Below are 17,738 nucleotides of genomic sequence, written 5' to 3' on the forward strand. Positions count from 1 at the left end.
GTGTTTCGGTGGTCATAGCGTGAGGGAAACGCCCGGTTACATTCCGAACCCGGAAGCTAAGCCTTTCAGCGCCGATGGTACTGCAGGGGGGACCCTGTGGGAGAGTAGGACACCGCCGAACAATTTTTGATGAATGCCTCAACCCCCGAGCATTGTCTCGGGGGTTGAGGCATTTTTGCTGTTCGTTACCCTCGTGTTCACATCCTGCCGGGAACCTGGGTCTCCCGACACGCGGAGGTGTGGAGACGTGCAGCAGATGACGACTGCCGGACGGCGGCCCAGGATCGCCTCGGAGATGAACGCCGCCGCTCTCCGTACCGCGCTGTCCTCGCTGGGCATAGGCCGTGGTGACGAGGTCATCGTCCCCTCCTACGGCCCGAGTGCCCCCGCCGACGCGGCCCGACTGGCCGGCGCGATACCGGTGTTCGCCGACATAGACCCGCGCACCTTCTGCCTCGACCCCTCGGCCGTGGCCGCCGGCATCACGTCCCGGACCGCCGCCGTACTGCCGGTGAACGCCTTCGGGCACCCGGCGCCCATGGAGAGCATCGGCAGCATCGCGGAGCGCCACGGCCTGGCCGTCATCGAGGAGACGCCCTCCACCGAGGACATCGGGGCCGTCGCCCGCCGCCGTGCCCACGCCCGGTTCCTGGACTCGGCACTGACCGGCGTCATCGTGCCGTACACCGCCCCCGGCGCCCACCACCTTTACCACGAGTACGTCGTGCGGGTCCCCGGCAACGGCCGGCCCGACCGGGACGCCTACGCCAAGGCCCTGGCCGTGCGCGGCGTGCGGGCGAAGGTCAGCGTCGCCGTGCCGGTGCACCGGATGCCCGCACACCGCTCCGGCAGCGTGCTCCCGCAGACCGAGCTGGTGGCCGCCGACACGCTCTCCTTGCCGGTCCACTCCGGGCTCACCCAGCGGGAGTTGACCCACATCGCGTCGGTCTGCAACCGCCTCGGCGGACTCATCTGATCCGATTACCGAATTCCCGCGCCGATGGGCTACGATCTTCCCGTCGACGCGCCCCAATAGCTCAGTCGGTAGAGCGTCTCCATGGTAAGGAGAAGGTCTACGGTTCGATTCCGTATTGGGGCTCCGAGAGACAAGGCCCCCGCCGGTAATCCCGGCGGGGGCCTTTGTCGTTGCCTGTGCCGGCCGGGCGGGCGGCCGACCGCTCAGGACGTCGGCAGCGCGGGCACCCGCATCGCGAGGATCGCCATGTCGTCCGAGGGCGCGTCGGCGGCGAAGCGCTCCACGGCCCGCTGGATGCGTGCCGCGACCGCGCCCGCGGTCAGGCCCGTGCAGGTGGCCAGGACGTCGGCGAGACCGTCGTCGCCGAGCATGCGGTCGCCCTCCCGGCGCTCGGTGACGCCGTCGGTGACGCACAGCAGCACGTCGCCGGGGTCGAGTGTCACCGACTGCTCGTAGAGCTCCAGGTCGTCCATGACGCCCAGCAGCGGCTGCGGGTCGGCAGCCGGCTCCACCGAGCCGTCCGGGCGCAGCCGCAGCGGCAGCGGGTGGCCGGCACACACCATGCGCAGCTCGGCACTGCCGTCCTCCTTGGGCCACAGCTCCCCGTAGAGGAGGGTGAGGAAGCGGCTGCGGGCGCCTTCGTCGAGGATCGCGGCATTGAGGAGCTCCAGGACCGAGGGGCCGCCGAAGCCTTCCCTGCCGAGCAGGCGCAGCGCGTGGCGGGCCAGGCCCGTCACCGCGGCGGCCTCGGGGCCGGTGCCGCACACGTCGCCGATGGCGAAGCCCCAGCAGCCCTCGCGGATCGGGAAGAGGTCGTAGAAGTCGCCGCCGACCTCGTTGCCCTCGCCGGCCGCCCGGTAGACGACCTCGACCTCGACGCCCGGGACGTGCGGGAGTTCCGGCGGCAGCAGGCTGCGCTGCAGGGCCTGGCTGATGGCGGTGCGCTCGCTGTAGAGGCGGGCGTTGTCCAGGGCGAGCGCGGCGCGGCGGGAGAGGTCCTCGGCGAGTTCGAGGATCTCCTGGCGGAAGCGCTCGTCGGTGGCCTTGCCGAGGGTGAGCATGCCGATGACGCGGTTGCGGGCGACCAGGGGCAGGACGACCGTCTCGCCGCCGACGGCGGCCGCGGTGGCCAGGGCGATGCCCGGCCCGCTGGCGGGACGGCTGCCGGAGCCGCTGCCCACGCCCAGGCTGCGCAGGGAGGCGCGCAGGGCGCTGGAGTGGGCGGCGTCGGCGGGTGCGGTCCAGATCCGGGCGCCGGGGGTGGGGTCGGGCTCGGGCGGCCTGACCTGCTGGAGCAGCGCCTTGATGCCGTCGATGCGGTCCTCGTCCTCGTGGAGGACGAAGGCGAGTTCGGGCTCGGACTGCTCGGCGATGGTGTAGACGGCGCACCAACTGGCCAGGGTGGGCACGGTCATCTGGGCCATCAGCGCGAGCGTCTGGTCGCGTTCGAGGGTGCCGGCGAGCAGGTCGGAGGCCTCGACGAGGAAGGAGAGCGAGCCGCGCCGCAGCCGCTCCAACTCGGTGAGGCGGGCGCTCTCGACGGCCAGGGCGATCCGGTCGGCGGCGAACTGCAGCCGCAGGGCCTCCTGGTTGGCGTAGCGGCCGGGTGCTTCGGCGGCGACACCGAGCGACCCGGTCAGGCGCCCTTCGACCTTCAGTGGCACGGTGACGACCGAGCGCATCCCGGTGCCCGAGAGCAGCGGCACGGCGCCGGGGACGGCGGTGAGGTCCTCGTGCACGGCGGGCATGCGGGCGCTGCCGTAGCGGCCGGTGCCGGCCTCGACGGGGACGCGGGCGAAGCGCTGGCGGGCGTTGGGCAGGCCGGTGGAGGCGCGGACCTCCAGCTCCGTCTCGTCGTCGGTGGCGAGCAGCAGGTAGGCGGCGTCGCCGTCGAGCATGTCGCGGGCGCGTTCGACGGTGCGCTGGAGCAGGCCGTCGAGGTCGTCGGGCGCGGGGGAGCCGATGAACACCTCGAAGGCGTCGGTGGCCTTGCCGCGCTGGGCCGCGTGGTTGTCGGCGCCGGAGGAGCCGCGGGCGGGGGACTGCAGGACGGCGCGCTCCTCGGCGCGCACCAGCAGGCAGACCGTGGAGGGCTCGCCGACGCTGTCGCGCACCCGCAGGTGCGAGCCGTAGACGGGCAGGACGCGGCCGGAGGAGTCGCGCAGGCCGTAGGTGCCCTCCCAGCGGGAGAGCCGGAGGGCGTCGGCGAGGCCGATGCCGGTGCCGGGGGTCTGCGGCCAGGCGGCGAGGTCGGCCAGCGACTTGCCGACGACGTCGGCCGTGCTGTGGCCGAAGAGGTCGGCGGCGTCGTCGTTCCAGCGCGTGATGACGGCCTGGCGGTCGACCTGGACGACGGCGACGCGCACCTGCTCGTCGGCGACGGGCAGCTCGGCGGTGGGCAGCAGCGGCCCGGCGGAGCGGGTGCCGGCGGGGCGCTCGGGCAGATCGAGCTGGAACCAGACGTCCTTGCCCGAGGGCGAGTACTCCACGCCCCAGCGGCTGGCCAGGGCCGCGCACAGCAGCAGGCCGCGGCCGCCCTCGTTGTCGGTCTCGCGGAACTGGCGGCCCCGGGTCTGCATCGGGACTTCGCGCTCGGGGTAGTGGTCGGCGACCTCGACGCGGACGGCGGTGTCGTAGCGCAGGCACGTGACGTCGGCGGCGGTGCCGGCGTGCACGACGGCATTGGTGACCAGCTCGCTGGTGAGGACGACCGCGTCGTCCACGATGTCGGCGAAGCCCCAGCCGTGCAGGGTGTCGCGGACGAAGGCGCGCGCGACCGCGACCGACCGTCCCACCGGCTCGAAGGTGGCCGCTGCCCGCGCCGTGATCACCGGTCTCCTCGCTGCTCGTGTGCGGACGGGCACGGTGCCCGCCGCGGCCGTCGTCGTGCCGTCGTGTTGCATGGACGTCACCGGCGGCTCCCCAGAGGTGTGCGCCCGTCGAGGGGCGGGCAACCCGATGCCAGGTTACTTACCCAAGCACTACGCGTGTGCGCCGGTTACCGGTGTTTCCACCCCGAACGTGCCCTCGGCTTCGGCTGATGCTGCCGAACTGTTATGGCCTGGCGTGGCCGTAGTGAAACACTGGGCATGTTCTGAACGCAGCAAGGTTGCACATCTGCGGGTCGGTCGACCCTCCAGGAGGGACACGGTGGAGTCTGGCGCATCGGCGCGGGGCACGGTCACGCGTACGAAGAACGGGCGATCCCGTGCGAGCGGGACCGTAGAGGTGGAGACAGTCGCGCTCACCAAGCTGCTGGGCGCGCTGTCGGCGATGCGGGACGGGAACTTCCGCAAGCGGCTGCCGGTGTCCGGCGACGGGCTGATGGCCGATATCGCACTGGTGTTCAACGAGGTCGCCGACCGCAATCAGCACCTCACCGGGGAGCTGGCCCGGGTGCGGCGCGTGGTCGGCCGGGACGGCAAACTCACCGAGCGCCTGGAGACGGGCGAGTGCGAGGGCGCCTGGGCGGCGGCCATCGAGGCGTCGAACGCGCTGGTGGACGACCTGGTGCGGCCGGTGTCCGAGGTGGGCCGGGTGCTCTCGGCGGTCGCCGAGGGCGACCTCGAGCAGCGCATGGACCTGCGGGCGCAGAACGCGGACGGATCGGCGCACCCGCTGCGCGGGGAGTTCCTGAAGGTCGGCCGCACGGTGAACGGGCTGGTGGACCAGCTGTCGGCGTTCACCGACGAGGTGACGCGGGTGGCCAGCGAGGTCGGCACCGAGGGCAAGCTCGGCGGTCAGGCTAAGGTCCGCGGGATGTCGGGGTCCTGGAAGGACCTCACCGACTCGGTGAACACCATGGCGTACCGGCTGACGGCCCAGGTGCGCGACATCGCCCTGGTGACGACGGCCGTCGCCAAGGGCGACCTGTCGCGCAAGGTCACCGTGCACGTGGCCGGCGAGATGCTGGAACTGAAGAACACCGTCAACACGATGGTGGACCAGCTCTCCTCCTTCTCCTCCGAGGTGACCCGGGTGGCCCGGGAGGTCGGCACCGAGGGCGAGCTGGGCGGGCAGGCCCAGGTGCCCGGTGTGGCCGGTGTTTGGAAGGACCTCACGGACTCGGTCAACCTCATGGCGGGCAACCTGACCGCCCAGGTGCGCGACATCGCCCAGGTGACCACCGCGGTCGCCAACGGCGACCTGACGCAGAAGATCACCATCGGCGCGCGCGGCGAGGTCGCGCAGCTGGCCGAGACGATCAACGCGATGACCGAGACGCTGCGCACGTTCGCCGACGAGGTGACGAGGGTCGCGGGCGAGATCGGCGCCGAGGGGCAGTTGGGCGGCCAGGCGCAGGTGCCGGGGGCGGCGGGGACGTGGAAGGACCTGACGGACTCCGTCAACACCGCGTTCCGCAACCTGACCGCCCAGGTGCGCGACATCGCGCAGGTGACGACGGCGGTGGCGGGCGGCGACCTGTCGCAGAAGGTCACGGTGGACGTCTCCGGCGAGATGCTGGAGCTGAAGAACACCGTGAACACCATGGTGGACCAGCTGTCCGCCTTCGGCGCCGAGGTGACCCGGGTGGCGCGCGAGGTGGGCGTCGAGGGCCAGCTCGGCGGTCAGGCGGCCGTGCCGGGGGCGGCGGGGACGTGGAAGGACCTGACGGACTCCGTCAACACGGCCTTCCGCAACCTGACCGCCCAGGTGCGCAACATCGCGCAGGTGACCACCGCGGTCGCCAACGGCGACCTGTCGCAGAAGGTCACGGTGGACGTCTCCGGCGAGATGCTGGAGCTGAAGAACACCGTGAACCGCATGGTCGACCAGCTCAGCTCCTTCTCGCAGCAGGTCACCCGCATGGCCAGGGACGTGGGCACCGAGGGGCGCCTGGGCGGCCAGGCCCGCGTGGAGGGCGTCTCGGGCACCTGGAAGGACCTGACGGATTCGGTCAACTTCATGGCCGGCAACCTCACCTCCCAGGTGCGGCAGATCGCCCAGGTGACGACGGCGGTGGCCCGCGGTGACCTGTCGCAGAAGATCGACGTCGACGCTCGGGGCGAGATCCTTGAGCTGAAGAACACCATCAACACGATGGTGGACCAGCTGTCGTCCTTCGCCGAGCAGGTCACCAGGGTGGCGCGCGAGGTGGGCACCGACGGCCGCCTCGGCGGTCAGGCGCAGGTGCCCGGTGTCGCGGGTGTCTGGCGCGACCTGACCGACTCGGTGAACTTCATGGCCGGCAACCTGACCGGCCAGGTGCGCAACATCGCGCAGGTCGCCACCGCGGTCGCCAGGGGCGACCTGTCGCAGAAGATCGACGTGGACGCCAAGGGCGAGATCCTTGAGCTGAAGAACACCCTGAACACGATGGTGGACCAGCTGTCGTCCTTCGCCGAGCAGGTCACCAGGGTGGCGCGCGAGGTGGGCACGGAAGGCATCCTGGGCGGCCAGGCTGAGGTCAAGGGCGTCAGCGGCACCTGGAAGGACCTGACGCAGTCCGTCAACTTCATGGCGAACAACCTGACCTCCCAGGTGCGCAACATCGCCGACGTCACCTCCGCGGTGGCGGCCGGCGACCTGTCCCGGAAGATCACGGTCGACGCCAAGGGGGAGATCCTCGCCCTGGTGACGACCGTGAACACCATGGTGGACACCCTGTCGGCGTTCGGTGACGAGGTCACCAGGGTGGCGCGCGAGGTGGGCACCGAGGGCCAGCTGGGCGGCCAGGCCCGGGTGCGCGACGCCTCGGGCATCTGGAAGGACCTCACCGACTCCGTCAACGGCATGGCCTCCAACCTCACCTCCCAGGTGCGCTCGATCTCCTCGGTGGCCACTGCGGTCGCCAACGGCGACCTGACGAAGAAGATCGACGTGGACGCCCGCGGGGAGATCCTGGAGCTGAAGAACACCATCAACACGATGGTGGACACCCTGTCGGCGTTCGGTGACGAGGTCACCCGCGTCGCCAGGGAGGTCGGCACGGAGGGCATCCTGGGCGGCCAGGCCCGCGTGCCCGGCGTGGCCGGCACCTGGAAGGACCTCACGGAGTCCGTGAACGGCATGGCGTCCAACCTGACGGGCCAGGTGCGCCAGATCGCCCAGGTGACGACGGCGGTGGCCCGCGGCGACCTGTCCAAGAAGATCGACGTCGACGCCCGGGGCGAGATCCTGGAGCTCAAGACCACGATCAACACCATGGTGGGGCAGCTGTCCGCCTTCGGTGACGAGGTGACCCGGGTGGCCCGCGAGGTGGGCACCGAGGGGCGCCTGGGCGGCCAGGCGCGCGTGCCGGGCGTCTCGGGCATCTGGAAGGACCTGACGGAGTCGGTCAACCTGATGGCCAACAACCTGACCTCCCAGGTGCGCAACATCGCCCAGGTCGCCACAGCCGTGACCCGCGGCGACCTCAACCTGCGCATCGACGTGGACGCGGCGGGCGAGATCCTGGAGCTGCAGGACTACATCAACACCATGATCGTGCGCCTGCGCGAGACCACCCTGGCCAACAAGGAGCAGGACTGGCTCAAGGGCAACCTGGCCCGCATCTCCGGCCTGATGCAGGGCCGCCGCGACCTGCGGGACGTGGCCGCGCTCATCATGAGCGAGCTGACCCCGGTGGTCTCCGCGCAGCACGGCGCCTTCTTCCTGGTCCAGGACACCACGGAGCCCGGCGAGGAGTACGAGCTGCGGCTGATCGGCGGCTACGGCTTCTCGCGGACGATGTCCACGGTGTTCATGCCCGGCGAGGGCCTGATCGGGCAGGCCGCGGTGGAGAAGCGGCCGGTGCTGATCGAGCAGGCGCCGCCCGGCTACCTGAAGATCGTCTCCGGGCTCGGGGAGGCGCCGCCGGCGCACGTGATCGTGCTGCCGGTGCTCTTCGAGGGCCGGGTGCTCGGCGTGATCGAGCTGGCCGCCTTCCAGCCCTTCACCCAGATCCAGAAGGACTTCCTCAACCAGATCACCGACATCATCGCGATCAGCGTCAACACCATCTCGGTGAACACCAAGACCGAGGCGCTGCTCAAGCAGTCCCAGCTGCTGACCGAGCAACTCCAGGAGCGCTCGGCGGAGTTGGAGAACCGGCAGCGGGCGCTGCAGATGTCCAACGCCGAGCTGGAGGAGAAGGCCGAGCTGCTGGCCCGGCAGAACCGCGACATCGAGGTGAAGAACACCGAGATCGAGGAGGCCCGGCAGGTGCTGGAGGAGCGGGCCGAGCAGCTCGCGGTCTCCATGCGGTACAAGTCGGAGTTCCTGGCGAACATGTCGCACGAGCTGCGCACCCCGCTCAACTCGCTGCTGATCCTGGCCAAGCTGCTGGCCGACAACGCCGACGGCAACCTGTCGCCCAAGCAGGTCGAGTTCGCCGAGACCATCCACGGCGCGGGCTCGGATCTGCTGCAGCTGATCAACGACATCCTGGACCTGTCGAAGGTCGAGGCGGGCAAGATGGACGTCTCGCCGACCAGGATCGCGCTGGTGCAGCTGGTGGATTACGTGGAGGCCACCTTCCGGCCGCTGACCGCCGAGAAGGGCCTGGACTTCTCGGTGCGGGTCTCCCCGGAGCTGCCGGTGACCCTGCACACCGACGAGCAGCGGTTGCTGCAGGTGCTGCGCAACTTGCTGTCGAACGCGGTGAAGTTCACCGACAGCGGCTCGGTGGAGCTGGTGATCCGCCCGGCCGGCAGCGAGGTGCCGCAGGCCATCCGCGAGCAGCTGCTGGAGGCGGGCACCCTGCGCGAGGCCGACCAGCCGCTCATCGCGTTCTCGGTGACCGACACGGGCATCGGCATCGCGGCCGGCAAGATGCGGGTGATCTTCGAGGCGTTCAAGCAGGCCGACGGCACCACCAGCCGCAAGTACGGCGGCACGGGCCTGGGCCTGTCGATCAGCCGCGAGATCGCCCGGCTGCTCGGCGGTGAGATCCACGCCGACAGCCAGCCCGGGCGCGGCTCGACCTTCACGCTGTACCTGCCGCTGAGCATCGGCGACGCGCTGCCGCCGGCCACCCCGCAGCTGCCGGCCGGCGCCGGGCAGGCCGGCGAGGGCGAGGCCGCCCAGGGCCGCACCCGCGGCCCCGGCAGCAGCCTGGCGCGCCTGCGCCGCCGTTCGGCCGAGAGCGGCCCGCGTACGGGCGCGGGGGGCCGCGTGAACGGCAACGGGCAGGCGGGCCGCAACGGTCACAACGGCGTTCGCAACGGCGAGGTGTCCGCGAACGGGGCGAACGGCTCCGGTCCCGGGCGCGGCGGCCAGGAGCGCGAGTCCTGGGTGGAGGAGTCGGCCGAGGGCTCGTACAACGGCTTCACCGGCAGCTTCAGCGGCGAGAAGGTGCTGATCGTCGACGACGACATCCGCAACGTCTTCGCCCTGACCAGCGTCCTGGAGCAGCACGGCCTCACCGTGCTGTACGCCGAGAACGGGCGCGAGGGCATCGAGGTCCTGGAGCAGTACGACGACATCGCCGTGGTGCTGATGGACATCATGATGCCGGAGATGGACGGCTACGCGACGACCACGGCGATCCGCAAGATGCCGCAGTTCGCGGGCCTGCCGATCATCGCGCTGACCGCCAAGGCGATGAAGGGCGACCGGGAGAAGGCGATCGACTCGGGGGCCTCGGACTACGTGACCAAACCGGTGGACACCGACCATCTGCTGACGCTCATGGAGGAATGGATGCACGCGCGCTGACCGGAACCGGGCGGGTGTTGCAGGGGCCGTGTGTGCCGTGGCCCACCTTTTGCCGACTCGTGCGCCTGGTGAGGTGTGAGGGCCCCGGAATCTGGGAACCTTAGGGTCTCCGCCGACGTTTCCGGTATGTGGTGAGTGACGTGGCGGTAACAGGGTGTGGCGAACGGCGGGGTGCGGCTACCATGACCGGCACAAGGACGGGCGGCGCGACAAAGCTGCCCGCGGGGGCGGCGACCGTCGCCTCCGCGGAGCTGAGCAGCCGGGGAGGCCCCAAGCCGGGGCGAGGAGGGCGTGGCATGGTGCAAAAGGCCAAGATCCTCCTGGTCGATGACCGGCCGGAGAATCTGCTGGCGCTGGAGGCGATCCTCTCGGCGCTCGATCAGACCCTGGTACGGGCATCGTCCGGGGAGGAAGCACTCAAGGCGCTGCTCACCGACGACTTCGCAGTGATCCTGCTGGACGTCCAGATGCCGGGGATGGACGGCTTCGAGACGGCGGCGCACATCAAGCGGCGGGAGCGGACCCGCGACATTCCGATCATCTTCCTGACCGCCATCAACCACGGCCCGCACCACACCTTCCGCGGGTATGCGGCCGGTGCCGTCGACTACATCTCCAAGCCGTTCGACCCCTGGGTGCTGCGGGCCAAGGTGTCGGTCTTCGTGGACCTCTACATGAAGAACTGCCAGCTGCGCGAGCAGGCGGCCCTGCTGCGGCTGCAGTTGGAGCAGGGCGTCCCGGACGGCACGGGCAGCGGCTCGCGCGAGCCGGCCGGCCTGATCGCGGAGCTGTCGGCGCGGCTGGCCGCGGTGGAGGAGCAGGCCGAGGCCCTCAGCAAGCAGCTCGACGAGAGCGCGGATGCCGCGGCGGTCGCCACGGCCGCGCACCTGGAGCGCAAACTGACCGGGCTGCGCCGGGCGTTGGACGCCCTGGAGCCCGGCGACGGCGGCGCCGTACGGCAGTCCGCACCGGAGTGAGACGGGGCCCGGCCGCCGGGGTGCCACCCCGTCAGGCGGCCGGCCGCCCGTACGGTCCGGCACCCCCGGACGTCAATCCGGCGGTGAGCAGTACACGAACGAGCGATCCGGTAAAGCCCGGTTGACGCGACGTCAACCACGCCCCTGCGGCCGTCCGACACGAACGGGCGTATGCCCGTGCACGCGTGTCCCCCGATCACAAGGGCGGTAACCTCGCCACCATGGCCTCCCGTACGTCCGGCACCGCCAAGAAGGCAGCGGCGAAGCCCCCGGCCAAGAAGCCCGCGGCGAAGAAGGCCGCGGCGAAGAGCGCTGCCGCCAAACCGCCCGCCAAGAAGGCGGCGGCCAAGCCTGCGCCCAAGCCGGTTCCCTCGCCCACCAACGGCCTCTACCGGCTGGTGCGCGCGGTGTGGCTCGGGTTCGCCCACTCCATCGGCGCGATCTTCCGCGGCATAGGGCGCGGCGCCCGCGGCCTGGATCCGGCCCACCGCAAGGACGGGCTGGCGCTGCTGCTGCTCGGCGTGACCCTGGTCGTCGCGGCCGGCACCTGGTCCAACCTCGACGGCCCGGTCGGCGACCTGGTCACGCTGCTGGTCACCGGGGCCTTCGGCCGCCTGGACCTTCTGGTGCCCTTCCTGGTCGGCGCGGTGGCGGTCCGCCTGATGCGGCACCCCGAGCAGCCCGAGGCCAACGGGCGGATCGTGATCGGCCTGTCCGCGCTCGTCATCGGCATGCTCGGGCTGATCCACATCGCCTGCGGGGCGCCGAGCCGCTCCGACGGCGCCCAGGCGCTGCGCGACGCGGGCGGCCTGATCGGCTGGGCGGCCGCCACGCCGTTCCTGAGCACTGTGGGCGCCTTCCTGGCCGTACCGCTGCTGCTGCTGTTCACGCTCTTCGGGCTGCTCGTCGTCACCGCCACGCCCGTCAACGCGATCCCGCAGCGGCTGCGCGCGGCGGGCGCGCGGGTGGGCCTGTACGCGACGCCGCCGGACCCCGAGGCCGTCCCGCTGGAGGAGTTCTTCGACGAGGACGCCGAGGCCGGGCCGGAGCAGGACGACTCCCCGGTGCGCCGGCTGCCCGGCCGCCTCACCAAGTCCCCGGCCGGATCGGACGCCGACCCCTACGACGTGGACAAGGACACCGCCGGCCTGGGCAGCGGTGCCGAGGAGCCCAAGCCGCGCCGCAGGCCCCGCCGCCGTGCCGAGGCGGTGCCCGCGGCCGCGGGCACCGACGGCATCGACCCGGTGGACGTGGCGGCGGCCGCCGCGGCCGCGCTCGACGGCGCCGTCCTGCACGGCGTGCAGCCCTCGCCGCTGGTCGCCGACCTCACCAGCCGCATCACCAAGCAGGTGCCCGCCGCCCGCGCCGAGGACAGCGACACCGGCTCCGTACCGGACCTGACCAAGAAGCCCGACGCGCAGGTGAGCGAGCCGCTGCCGCCGCGCGCCGAGCAGTTGCAGCTCTCCGGCGACATCACGTACGCGCTGCCGTCCCTGGACCTGCTGGAGCGCGGCGGCCCCGGCCGCACCCGCAGCGCGGCCAACGACGCGGTGGTCGCCTCGCTCTCCCAGGTGTTCAAGGAGTTCAAGGTCGACGCGAGCGTCACCGGCTTCACCCGCGGCCCGACGGTCACCCGCTACGAGGTGGAGCTGGGCGCCGCGGTGAAGGTCGAGCGGATCACCGCGCTCGCCAAGAACATCGCCTACTCCGTGGCCAGTCCCGACGTGCGGATCATCAGCCCGATCCCGGGCAAGTCCGCGGTCGGCATCGAGATCCCCAACAGCGACCGCGAGATGGTCAACCTCGGCGACCTGCTGCGTTCGGCCGACGCCGCCGGCGAGGACCACCCGATGACGGTCGCGCTCGGCAAGGACGTCGAGGGCGGCTACGTGGTCGCCAACCTCACCAAGATGCCGCACGTCCTGGTGGCCGGCGCGACCGGCTCCGGCAAGTCCTCCTGCATCAACTGCCTGATCACCTCGGTGATGTGCCGGGCCACCCCCGACGAGGTGCGCATGGTGCTGGTCGACCCCAAGCGCGTGGAGCTGACCGCCTACGAGGGCATCCCGCACCTGATCACCCCGATCATCACCAACCCCAAGCGGGCCGCCGAGGCCCTGCAGTGGGTGGTGCGCGAGATGGACCTGCGCTACGACGACCTGGCCGCCTACGGCTTCCGGCACATCGACGACTTCAACGCCGCCGTGCGCTCCGGGCGCGCCAAGACACCCGAGGGCAGCGAGCGCGAGCTGGCCCCGTACCCCTACCTGCTGGTGATCGTGGACGAGCTCGCCGACCTGATGATGGTCGCGCCCCGGGACGTGGAGGACGCCATCGTCCGCATCACCCAGCTCGCCCGCGCCGCCGGCATCCACCTGGTGCTGGCCACCCAGCGGCCCAGCGTCGACGTCGTCACCGGGCTGATCAAGGCCAACGTGCCCTCCCGGCTGGCCTTCGCCACATCCTCGCTCGCCGACAGCCGGGTCATCCTCGACCAGCCGGGCGCGGAGAAGCTGATCGGCAAGGGCGACGGGCTCTTCCTGCCGATGGGCGCGAACAAGCCGATCCGCATGCAGGGCGCCTTCGTCACCGAGGAGGAGATCGCCAAGGTCGTCGAGCACTGCAAGGCGCAGCTCACCCCGAGCTACCGCAGCGACGTCACGGTCGGCAGCGGCCCGAAGAAGGAGATCGACGAGGAGATCGGCGACGACATGGACCTGCTGTGCCAGGCCGCCGAGCTGGTGGTCTCCACGCAGTTCGGCTCCACGTCGATGCTCCAGCGCAAGCTGCGGGTGGGGTTCGCCAAGGCGGGCCGGCTGATGGACCTGATGGAGTCGCGCGGCATCGTGGGGCCCAGCGAGGGCTCCAAGGCGCGCGATGTCCTGGTGAAGGCCGACGAGTTGGACGGCGTGCTCGCGGTGATCCGGGGCGGGGGCGAGTAGCGGCCCGCCCGCACCGCTCCGGCGGCGGGAAAACGTGTCACACAAGTGGCGTCCTGGGACGTGTGATCCCGCCGATGACGGGGCACGTTGGAAGGCAACCGTTTCTCCTGCCCGTGCGTCAAGTTGTTACAGGCAGGACGACCCGGCCCTCCGTCGCTCGCGGCGACGGAAAGCGGCCGTCCGCCTGCCCCCGCTTTCTGCACCGCCCCTAGACTGAGCCTCCAGGTGGCTGCACGCTTGAAAGGCGTCCTCGTGTCCCTCGGCAATTCGCCCTCCGCCGACCGGCCTTCGGTCGGTCGCGCCCTCGCCCAGGCCCGTGTCGCGGCGGGCCTGACCGTCGACGAGGTCAGCACCACCACCAGGGTCCGCGTCCCGATCCTGCAGGCGATCGAACGGGACGACTTCTCCCGCTGCGGCGGCGATGTCTACGCCCGCGGGCACATCCGCTCCATCGCCCGCGCCGTCGGGGTCGACCCCGAACCCCTGATCGAGCAGTACGCGGCAGACCACGGCACCGAGCAGGCGCCGCTGCCGGTCGCGCCCGTGTACGAGTCGGAGCGGATCAAGCCCGAGCCGCGCCGCCCCAACTGGACGGCCGCGATGATCGCCGCGATCGTCGCCGTGGTCGGGTTCGTCGGCTTCACCGTCTTCAGCGGCGGCGACAACAGCGGTTCCAGCAACGACGCCCAGGCCACCCCCACTAAGACCACCGCGAGCCCCACCGCCACCACGCCCTCCCCGCAGGGCGCCGGCGCGCCGACCGCGCAGCCGACCGACACCGGCAGCGCGATCGCCGCGGCCCCGCCCGGCAAGGTCACCGTGAAGGTCACCGCCGAGGGCGGTACCAGCTGGATCCAGGCCACCGACGGCACCGGCAAACAGCTGTTCCAGGCCTCCCTGAAGGAGGGCGAGTCCAAGAGCTGGACGGACGACAAGAAGATCAAGCTGGTCGTCGGCAACGCGGGCGCGGTCCAGCTGTTCGTCAACGGCAAGGACCTCGGCCCGGCGGGTGACAAGGGGCAGGTCGTGCGCCTGACCTACACCCCCGGCGACCCCACCCAGGGCTAGCCGGCGGCCGCCCCGGCCGGTGCCGGGGCACCTTCCGGCCCCTTCCGGACGCGGCCCGGCGACCCCGGCACGGCGGAGCCTTCCGGCGAGCCGCGCGGGGCAGCCGCCGGCAGGCCACCGGGTAGGCTGGTGCTTATGCCCGAACCCCGTACCGTCGCCCTTGTCACGCTCGGATGCGCCCGCAATGAGGTCGACTCCGAGGAACTCGCCGGCCGGCTGGCGGCGGACGGCTGGCGGCTCGTCGACGACGCCGCCGACGCCGACGTTGCGGTGGTGAACACCTGCGGCTTCGTGGACGCCGCCAAGAAGGACTCGGTGGACGCCCTGCTGGAGGCCAACGACCTCAAGTCCCAGGGCCGCACGCAGGCCGTCGTCGCCGTGGGCTGCATGGCCGAGCGGTACGGCAAGGACCTGGCCGAAGCACTGCCGGAGGCCGACGGGGTCCTCGGCTTCGACGACTACGCGGACATCTCCGACCGGCTGCAGACCATCCTGTCCGGCGGCATCCACGCCTCCCACACCCCGCGCGACCGGCGCAAGCTGCTGCCGATCACCCCCGCGCAGCGGCAGGGCTCGGACGTGGCGCTGCCCGGACACGGCCAGGCCGCCGACGCGCCCGAGCCGGAGGTGGAAGTCCCGGACCTGCCCGAGGGCGTGGCCCCCGCGTCCGGCCCGCGCGCCCCCCTGCGCCGCCGTCTGGGGTCCGGGCCCGTCGCGTCGGTGAAGCTCGCCTCCGGCTGCGACCGGCGCTGCACCTTCTGCGCGATCCCTTCCTTCCGCGGCTCGTTCATCTCCCGCCGCCCCTCCGACGTGCTCGCCGAGACCCGCTGGCTGGCCGGGCAGGGGGTCAGGGAGGTCATGCTCGTCAGCGAGAACAACACCTCCTACGGCAAGGACCTCGGCGACATCCGCCTGCTGGAGACGCTGCTGCCGGAACTGGCCTCCGTCGAGGGCGTCGAGCGGGTGCGGGTCAGCTACCTGCAGCCCGCCGAGATGCGGCCCGGGCTGATCGACGTGCTCACCTCGACCCCGGGAGTCGTGCCGTACTTCGACCTGTCCTTCCAGCACTCCGCGCCCGGCGTGCTGCGCGCCATGCGCCGCTTCGGCGACACTGAGCGCTTCCTGGAACTGCTCGGCACCATCCGCGCCAAGGCGCCCGAGGCGGGCGTGCGGTCGAACTTCATCGTGGGCTTCCCCGGGGAGACCGAGGAGGACCTCGCCGAACTGGAGCGCTTCCTGGGTGCCGCCCGGCTCGACGCCATCGGCGTGTTCGGCTACTCCGACGAGGAGGGCACCGAGGCAGCCTCCTTCGACGGCAAGCTCGACGAGGACGTGGTCGCCGCCCGGCTCGCCCGGGTCTCCCGGCTGGCCGAGGAACTCACCGCGCAGCGCGCGCAGGAGCGGCTCGGCGCGACCGTCCGGGTGCTGGTGGAGGACCTGGACGAGGAGACCGGCGAGGTCACCGGCCGCGCCGACCACCAGGCGCCCGAGACCGACGGCCAGGTGGTCCTGGTGCCCGCGGACGGTTCCGCCGGGAGCTGGCCGCCGGCACCGGGCACCTTCGTGACCGCGAAGGTCGTCGGCAGCGAGGGCGTGGACCTCGTCGCCGAGGCGCTGCCGCAGCTGGGGCCGGACGGCCCGCAGGGCGCGGACTGTACCGAGGGGGCGGCCAGATGAGCGGAGCCACCGAGGCCACACCGCCGCCACCGCCACCCGCGCCAGGGGCGGACGTGCGCCCGTACGGGGCCGAGGGCGGCCCTGCGGGGCTGCTGAACGTCGCCAACCTGCTGACGATGATCCGGCTCGCCCTGGTGCCCGGCTTCGTGCTGCTGCTGGTGCACGGCGACGGGCACGACCCGGCGTGGCGCTCCTTCGCCTGGGCGGCCTTCGGCGTCGCGATGATCACCGACCTCTTCGACGGCGAACTGGCCCGGCGCTACGGGCTCGTGACGGATTTCGGCAAGATCGCCGACCCCATCGCCGACAAGGCGATCATGGGCGCAGCGCTGGTCGGGCTCTCCGCGCTGGGCGACCTGCCGTGGTGGATCACGATCGTGATCCTGGTGCGGGAGCTGGGCATCACGCTGATGCGGTTCTGGGTGATCCGTATCGGGGTGATCCCGGCCAGCCGGGGCGGCAAGCTCAAGACGCTCACCCAGGGCGTCGCGGTCGGCATGTACATCCTGATCCTCACCGGTCCGCTGGCGTCGATCCGCGCCTGGATCATGGCGGTGGCGGTGGTCCTCACGGTGGTGACCGGGTTCGACTACGTCCGGCAGGCCGCCGTCCTGCGCCGGGACCGGCCGGCGGCCCAGGCGCCGGGTGGAGCGGAGGGCGCCGTGACGGCGCCGGCCGGTGAGGCGGGGGTGGCCGCTTCCGGTGCCCACCGGGCGGGCGTGCTGGCGGAGCAGGCACTGGCGGACGGTGCGCTGACCGATGGCGCGCTGGCCGACGGGGTGCCGGCCGAGGGGGCGTCCGGGGCGCGGGCGGGCGCCGCCGAGCGGGCCGCGGAGCCCGCGGGTGGGGCCGAGCGCGCCCAGCACGAACGGCGGCAGGGCGTATGAGCGTCGCGCAGGAGGTGCTGGCGCTGCTGGGCGAGCGCTCGGCCACCCTCGCTGTCGCGGAGTCCCTGACGGCCGGGCTGGTGGCCGCGGAGATCGCCTCCGTGCCCGGGGCGTCGAAGTCCTTCCGAGGCTCGGTGACGGCCTACGCCACCGAGCTGAAGCACCGCCTGCTCGGCGTGGACGCGGCGCTGCTGGCCGCCCGTGGGGCGGTGGACGGCGAGGTGGCCCGCCAGATGGCCGAGGGCGTGCGCGAGCGGCTGGGCGCCGACTGGGGGGTGTCGACCACGGGGGTCGCCGGTCCCGACCCGCAGGACGGCCAGCCCGTGGGCACCGTCTTCGTCGCCGCCGCGGGCCCGTACGGATCGTGGGTGGACCGGCTGCGGCTCGACGGCGATCGTGGCCGGATCCGGAGCGCGTCGGTGGACGCGGCCCTGGAGCTGCTTGCCTCCGCGCTGCGAAGGAGTACGGTAGCGGGTCCGGAGTCCGCCGCGGCCCCGGAGCGGCGTCAGCCGTGAGACCCACTGGGGGCGCGCAAGGGAGCGCGCCTTCCGGGTGGGAGCCGCCGGGTCCGCGG

The 17,738-nt window shown here is 72.0% G+C and carries 9 protein-coding genes, 1 tRNA gene and 1 rRNA gene; 10 read left to right on the forward strand and 1 reads right to left on the reverse strand.

Annotation, left to right across the window (positions count from 1 at the left end):
- The first annotated feature begins 4 nt into the window (after positions 1-4).
- The 3 genes from rrf (at position 5) to BLR33_RS24860 (ending at position 1,099) form a co-directional block, all read left to right on the forward strand.
- Positions 5-121 (forward strand): 5S ribosomal RNA (gene rrf, locus BLR33_RS24850).
- A gap of 174 nt (positions 122-295) precedes the next feature.
- A complete protein-coding gene (locus BLR33_RS24855; protein ID WP_093786833.1) occupies positions 296-976 on the forward strand; it encodes a DegT/DnrJ/EryC1/StrS family aminotransferase in 681 nt (226 codons plus the stop codon).
- 50 nt (positions 977-1,026) lie between these two features.
- A tRNA-Thr gene (locus BLR33_RS24860) sits at positions 1,027-1,099 on the forward strand.
- 80 nt (positions 1,100-1,179) lie between these two features.
- Here BLR33_RS24860 and BLR33_RS24865 read toward each other — a convergent pair.
- Complete coding sequence (locus BLR33_RS24865) at positions 1,180-3,807, reverse strand: SpoIIE family protein phosphatase (protein ID WP_093786834.1); 2,628 nt, start codon at positions 3,805-3,807, stop codon at positions 1,180-1,182.
- Positions 3,808-4,126: 319 nt separating this feature from the next.
- Here BLR33_RS24865 and BLR33_RS24870 point away from each other — a divergent pair, with 319 nt between their 5' ends.
- The 7 genes from BLR33_RS24870 (at position 4,127) to BLR33_RS24900 (ending at position 17,679) form a co-directional block, all read left to right on the forward strand.
- Entirely contained in the window at positions 4,127-9,613 is a 5,487-nt protein-coding gene (locus BLR33_RS24870; protein ID WP_176930451.1) for a hybrid sensor histidine kinase/response regulator, read from the forward strand.
- 296 nt (positions 9,614-9,909) lie between these two features.
- Entirely contained in the window at positions 9,910-10,590 is a 681-nt protein-coding gene (locus BLR33_RS24875) for a response regulator (protein WP_093786835.1), read from the forward strand.
- A gap of 221 nt (positions 10,591-10,811) precedes the next feature.
- Positions 10,812-13,532 (forward strand): DNA translocase FtsK, encoded by a 2,721-nt coding sequence (locus BLR33_RS24880; RefSeq protein WP_093786971.1) that lies wholly within the window; start codon positions 10,812-10,814, stop codon positions 13,530-13,532.
- Positions 13,533-13,784: 252 nt separating this feature from the next.
- Positions 13,785-14,600 carry a helix-turn-helix domain-containing protein gene (locus BLR33_RS24885; RefSeq protein WP_093786836.1) on the forward strand — a complete coding sequence of 272 codons (816 nt, stop codon included), beginning with the start codon at positions 13,785-13,787 and terminating at the stop codon, positions 14,598-14,600.
- Between the two features lie 135 nt (positions 14,601-14,735).
- A complete protein-coding gene (gene rimO, locus BLR33_RS24890; protein ID WP_093786837.1) occupies positions 14,736-16,277 on the forward strand; it encodes a 30S ribosomal protein S12 methylthiotransferase RimO in 1,542 nt (513 codons plus the stop codon).
- The gene (pgsA, locus tag BLR33_RS24895; protein WP_093786838.1) at positions 16,274-17,164 is read left to right on the forward strand and encodes a CDP-diacylglycerol--glycerol-3-phosphate 3-phosphatidyltransferase; all 891 of its coding nucleotides are present in this window, start codon (positions 16,274-16,276) and stop codon (positions 17,162-17,164) included. The genes rimO and pgsA overlap by 4 nt, the downstream gene beginning before the upstream one ends.
- Entirely contained in the window at positions 17,161-17,679 is a 519-nt protein-coding gene (locus tag BLR33_RS24900; RefSeq protein ID WP_093786839.1) for a CinA family protein, read from the forward strand. The genes pgsA and BLR33_RS24900 overlap by 4 nt, the downstream gene beginning before the upstream one ends.
- The last annotated feature ends 59 nt before the right edge of the window (positions 17,680-17,738 follow it).

Origin of the sequence: Actinacidiphila guanduensis (genome assembly GCF_900103985.1) — a bacterium.
Taxonomy (GTDB): domain Bacteria; phylum Actinomycetota; class Actinomycetes; order Streptomycetales; family Streptomycetaceae; genus Actinacidiphila; species Actinacidiphila guanduensis.

Excerpts from the sequence above, each read along its gene's own strand:
- BLR33_RS24855 (WP_093786833.1), top strand. The coding sequence starts at position 296 with ATGAACGCCGCCGCTCTCCGTACCGCGCTGTCCTCGCTGGGCATAGGC.
- BLR33_RS24875 (WP_093786835.1), top strand. The coding sequence starts at position 9,910 with ATGGTGCAAAAGGCCAAGATCCTCCTGGTCGATGACCGGCCGGAGAAT.
- rimO (WP_093786837.1), top strand. The coding sequence starts at position 14,736 with ATGCCCGAACCCCGTACCGTCGCCCTTGTCACGCTCGGATGCGCCCGC.
- BLR33_RS24880 (WP_093786971.1), top strand. The coding sequence starts at position 10,812 with ATGGCCTCCCGTACGTCCGGCACCGCCAAGAAGGCAGCGGCGAAGCCC.
- pgsA (WP_093786838.1), top strand. The coding sequence starts at position 16,274 with ATGAGCGGAGCCACCGAGGCCACACCGCCGCCACCGCCACCCGCGCCA.
- BLR33_RS24900 (WP_093786839.1), top strand. The coding sequence starts at position 17,161 with ATGAGCGTCGCGCAGGAGGTGCTGGCGCTGCTGGGCGAGCGCTCGGCC.